This is a genomic window from Kitasatospora sp. NPDC127067 (assembly GCF_042724755.1).
Lineage (GTDB): Bacteria > Actinomycetota > Actinomycetes > Streptomycetales > Streptomycetaceae > Kitasatospora > Kitasatospora lactacystinica.
This window is the reverse complement of record NZ_JBHXEM010000246.1, coordinates 1-5048: the sequence shown is the minus strand read 5'-3', so window position 1 is coordinate 5048 and position 5048 is coordinate 1. Positions and strand designations below refer to the sequence as shown.

Sequence of the window (5048 nt, the reverse complement as noted above, 5' to 3'; positions counted from 1 at the left end):
CACTTGCTGATCGCACCATCGAACTGGAACGCCCGCGCCGGGTACGTGTAGTCCGCGACGTTGCCGCCGCACTGCCCCGCCGCTCGCGTCGCCGCTTGCACCGTACCGGTCTGCGCGAGCGTTCCCGCCATGGCCAGCAGTACCACCACGGCGGCCAGCCGCCTACGGGCCCCTATGTGCTTCATGGTGTCCGAATTCCTTTGCTCGATCGATTCGTTCGTCAGCGAATCACTGACGGAATCAACCTGCCCAGCCGCCGCGACCATCCGCAACCGCCCAGAACCGAACAGCCCACCAGGCATCCACGAACGGAGTCCCCTCGACGGCATCAGCCCGCTCCCCCAAAGGCACCACTCCCCCGGTATCCGGCCGTGCCGCAGAGTCGGCCGAGCCGTGGAACACCACAGACCCCGCGTCGTCGGCCGCGCCCTGCCGGCAGGCCCCCACCCTCCGGAGCCTTCCGGCCACGCGGAAGACCTCAGACCCGAATCCGCAGTTAGTGGCCGGCGGTCGGGGAGTGTCATGAATTCGGCTCTGTCCCGTAATCGGTGGTAACGAAGCGTGACGGGCTTCGTTGACAGGTCATGCGAGGTGTCAACGAGCTTATGGGCACGGTGTTTTCCGGGCTGTTGCCGCTGGTGATCGAGGGCGTGCTGGACGAGGGCGAGGCGATCCGGGTGGTGGCCCGGACCCAGGACGGTCCGGCGCCCTGCCCGGTCTGCGGGGCACCGACGGGCCGGGTTCACGGCTTCCACCATCGGGCGGTGGCGGACGTGCCGGCGGACGGTCGGCGGGTGCTCGTGGTGGTAGGCGTTCGCCGCCTGGCCTGCCCGGTGCTGGGCTGCAGACGGCAGACGTTCCGCGAGCAGGTACCCAGCCTGCTGGAACGCTACCAACGTCGCACGACCGCCTCACAAGCCAACTCGGTTTCGTGGTCAAAGAGTTAGCGGGCCGAGCCGCATCGCGGCTCCTGGAGGTGCTCGGCGCACCGGCCTCCCGGTCCACGGCCTTGCGGATGCTCTTGCGGGTGCCGCTGCCCGCGCGGCGGGTGCCCCGGGTCCTGGGCGTGGACGACTTCGCTCTGCGTCGTCGCTGCCGGTACGCGACCGTGCTGATCGACGCCGAGAGCGGTGAGCGGATCGACGTCCTGCCCGGACGAGGTGCCGACGCCCTGGAGACATGGCTGTGCGAGCACCCGGGTGTCGAGGTGGTGTGCCGAGACGGCTCCGGGGCCTATGGCGAGGCCGTCCGCCGCGCTTTGCCCTACGCGGCGCAGGTCGGCGACCGGTGGCACATCTGGCGCAACCTGTGCGAGGCCGTCCTGAAGGAGGTGCGGGCGCACTCCGCCTGCTGGGCCACCGCAAATCCGCCCCGCCCGGAAGGCGTGCGCGCGGTGACCACCCGCGAGCGATGGCGCCAGGTCCACGGCCTGCTCGGCAAGGGCGTGGGCCTGCTGGAATGCGCCCGCCGCCTCGACCTGGCCCTGAACACCGTCAAGCGCTATGCCCGAGCCCGAGGGCCTTCGCCGGGCGCCACAGTACAGGCCCACGCTCGTCGACCCCTACCGCGACCATCTCCGCACCCGCCGCGCCGAGGACCCTGCCGTCCCCGCGCTTCACCTCTTCCGCGAGATCCAGGAGCTGGGCTACACCGGCAGCCTCAACCTCCTATACCGGTACATCACCCAGGGTCGCGCCGAAGGCGACCGCCCGGTGACCAGCCCGCGCCACCTCGCCCGCCTCATGCTCACCCGCCCCGACCGGCTACGGGACAAGGACACCGACCTACTTCAGGTTCTCACCGTCGCCTGCCCCGAGATGACGGAACTCTCCCGGCTCATCCATTCCTTCGCCGAGTTGCTTGTCCCCGCCCCCGGCAATGACGCCCGCCTCACCGAATGGATCACCGCCGCACGCGCCGCCGACCTTCCCCACCTGCACTCCTTCATCCGCGGCCTCGAACTCGACCGGGCCGCCGTCGACGCCGGCCTCACCCTGCCCCACCACAACGGCCGCACCGAAGGCATCAACACCCACACCAAGAGGATCATGCGACAGATGCACGGCCGGGCCGGATTCGCCCTCCTCCGCCATCGCGTCCTCCTCGTCTTAATCACAATCAGTTACCACCGATTACGGGACAGAGCCGGAATCCTGATAGTCCCTCGAAGACATCGACGACGACATCGCCCGACACGCCGGCCCGGACACCGACCCCGAGAACACCGGTCTGCGCCTGCGCCGGACCGGTCGCATCCGGGTGCGGCGCCCGGTCGCCGCGCGGCCGGTCAAGTCGCCGACCTTGTCAACGTCCCCCCCGACGGACTTCACCAAGATCGCGCTCCAGCTCGGGTCCAGAGTCAACTTCGGCTACGGCAAGGCGGGCGACACCGTGCCACTGGCCGCCAGAGCGGCGAGCAAGCTGGGTCTGACCGTGTTCAAGAACGGGCTGCTCCTGACCAACAAGGGCCGCCGCTACGAGCGGCAGGTCCCCACCGGCCTGACCCCGTCATCCTGACCACCTCGGCCGGTCAGCCGGAACGAGTCCGCCCCCGCCAACCCTGCACCCCGGTGAACACCCACAGACCCGGTGACGCCCGAACCGCAGATGTGCGCAATCGGGGGCCCCGGGATGCCACCGGCCGCCTGGGAGGCCAGAGTGGAGGTCACAGCGTCCGGCCACCGCGGAGCCCGACCCATAGCCGCGGCTGTTCAGTCCTTCCCACGGCGGGCCACGTCAGGAGGCTACCCATGGCAGCGGGATCGAGCGGCATCACCGCGTACACCGACTGGGGCAAGGCAGACTTCAGCGGCATCTATGACTGCCCCGACCCCCGCCACTACTTCGCCACGCTCCACCGATTCGACTATCAGGTTCCCCACCACGGTCAGGCCGTGTTCCGCACACTGGCCACCGCCCTGCGGCGGCTGCACCCCGAACGGACGCCACTGACCGTGGTGGACCTCTGCTGCTCCTACGGCATCAACGCCGCTCTCCTCAATCACCGGGTCCGCCTGGCCGACCTGTACGCCCGGTACGCCTCCCCTCGCCTTGCCGCCCTGTCGGCCCGGCACCTCGCGGCCGATGACCGGGCCTTCTTCACAGACCGCCGCCGACCGGAAGCCGCACGAGTGACAGGCATAGACGCGGCAGCCCGAGCCACCGTATACGCCCACATGACCGGCCTGCTCGAACACGCCTTCGCAGAGAACCTCGAAGTCACCGAACCGAGCCCGGCACTGCGCCTCGCCCTGGCCGAAACGGACCTCATCACCGTCACGGGCGGTGTCGGCTACGTCTACACCGGAACCTTCACCCAGCTCCTCGCCTGCACACCGAACCCGCCCTGGGTCGCGGCGTTCGTCCTGCGCACTGTGCCCTACCAGCCGATCGCCGACCTGCTGGCACGCTCAGGCCTAGTGACCGAAAAGCTCCACAACCGCACCTTCCGACAGCGCCACTTCATCGGCAACGCCGAACGACAGGCGACATTCGCCGCCCTGGCCGCCAACGGCCTGCACCCGGCAGGCAAGGAAGCGGACGGCTACTACCACACCGACCTGTATCTCTCCCGCCCCGCCGCCGACATCGCAGCGCTTCCCCTCACACGCCTCCTCTGAGCCGAGCCGCGACGGCAACCCGCCACCCCGCCCCCAGCGACCGGTCCGCGACCTCCTCGAAGACCTGCTCGCCGGCATCCCGCGCCTGCTGGCTCCTCCACACCGAGTACGACGACCCCGACGACGAGGACAGCCTCGACACGGACGTGACGGAGACGGCCGGGACGACGAACAGGACGGGGCTCCCTTGCCACTGGTCAAGGGAGAACACCAGGTCAGCGAAGGATTTCACGGCCGGCGGTCGCACAGCGGCCGCCGAATCGGCGCACACTGGAAGGGGAGAAGACCCGCGCGCTCGACTCTTCGAGGCGATCACCATGCGCTGCTCGCCGAACCCCTCAGAGGACCGGGACCGGGGACGCGTCTACCGGCGCTGCGGCTGCCGCGACGACCACCGCCACCAGCTCGGCACCACCTGCCCCCGCCTCACCGCCGACCCGCACCAAGGCACCTGGGCCTTCGCCGTCGACACCCGCCCGCCAACGGCCACCGCCGCGCCGGCTTCCCCGACGAACTCCACGCCCGCATCGCGCTGCAGCGCTTCAACGAGGGCCTGGCCCTGTGCGTCATCACCGACCCCCGACAGCACACCGCCGACTACCTGAGGGACCGGCTGAGCGAGAAGGAACTGCGCCTCAAGCCCACCACCACGGCCCGCTACCGCACCTACACCGAACAGGACCTGATCCCCGCCCTCGGCAACATCCCCCTGATCGACCTCACCCGCCAACACCTGAACGCCTTCGTCACCACCCAACCGCGCCGGGGCCGCGGCAAGGTCACCGTCTACCGGATCATGGCCACCCTCTCCAGCACCCTCCACGACGGCCGCCTCGCCCGCAACCCGGCCAAACCCCCGCTGCTCCCCCGCCCAGCCTCCGCCCCCAGACGCCTGTGGACCGAGGAGCAGACCGCCAGCTTTCTACGCTTCACCCACGTCACCGACCCCCTCTACGCCGACCTCACCCAACTCATGATCGGCACCGGCATCCGCAAAGGCGAAGCACTCGCCCTCCACTGGGACGACGTCCACCTCACCGACCGCACCCTCTTCGTCCGCGCCACCCTGTCCGTCGTCGACAACAACCAGCTCCTGCTCACCGCCCCCAAGACCAAAGCCAGCAGGACGTGGGTCGCCCTGTCCGACCGCGTCGTCGACACCCTCGAAGACCGGGCGGGTTCACAGGCCTTCGGCCAGCTCACCCCCGCCGACGGCTACGTCTTCCACCGCCACAGCCGCCCCCTGCACCCCAAAAGACGTCCTCGACCGCTTCCACCTGCTCTGCGACAAGGCCGCCCCCCATCGCCCTGCACGACCTGCGCCACCTCACAGCTAGTGCCGCATCAGGCAACGTTCGCCCTGGTGACGACGTCGCGTAGGCGCTCGTCGGTGGCGTGCTTGTTTCGCCAGATGATGTAGCGGCGGAT

General features: G+C 69.6%; 3 protein-coding genes and 3 pseudogenes. 4 read left to right on the top strand and 2 right to left on the bottom strand.

Annotated elements, in window-relative coordinates; translation table 11 throughout:
- A partial coding sequence (locus ACFWJ4_RS40795) for a hypothetical protein (protein WP_380554310.1) occupies positions 1-185 on the bottom strand: 185 nt, incomplete at its 3' end.
- Between the two features lie 429 nt (positions 186-614).
- On the opposite strand from ACFWJ4_RS40795, the pseudogene ACFWJ4_RS40790 reads away from it, so the two are divergent.
- The 4 genes and pseudogenes from ACFWJ4_RS40790 to ACFWJ4_RS40775 form a co-directional block, all read left to right on the top strand.
- Positions 615-2105, top strand: a pseudogene (locus ACFWJ4_RS40790) (ISL3 family transposase); the annotation flags it as partial.
- A gap of 196 nt (positions 2106-2301) precedes the next feature.
- Positions 2302-2517 carry a hypothetical protein gene (locus ACFWJ4_RS40785; protein ID WP_380554315.1) on the top strand — a complete coding sequence of 72 codons (216 nt, stop codon included), beginning with the start codon at positions 2302-2304 and terminating at the stop codon, positions 2515-2517.
- A 233-nt stretch (positions 2518-2750) separates the two neighbouring features.
- Positions 2751-3620: a hypothetical protein gene (locus tag ACFWJ4_RS40780; protein ID WP_380554313.1), complete on the top strand. Its 870-nt coding sequence runs from the start codon at positions 2751-2753 to the stop codon at positions 3618-3620.
- Between the two features lie 187 nt (positions 3621-3807).
- Positions 3808-4848 (top strand): annotated as a pseudogene (locus ACFWJ4_RS40775) (tyrosine-type recombinase/integrase); the annotation flags it as partial.
- A gap of 116 nt (positions 4849-4964) precedes the next feature.
- Here ACFWJ4_RS40775 and ACFWJ4_RS40770 read toward each other — a convergent pair.
- Positions 4965-5048 (bottom strand): annotated as a pseudogene (locus ACFWJ4_RS40770) (transposase); the annotation flags it as partial.

Coding starts and splice junctions, on each gene's coding strand:
- ACFWJ4_RS40780 (WP_380554313.1), top strand. CDS start 2,751: ATGGCAGCGGGATCGAGCGGCATCACCGCGTACACCGACTGGGGCAAG.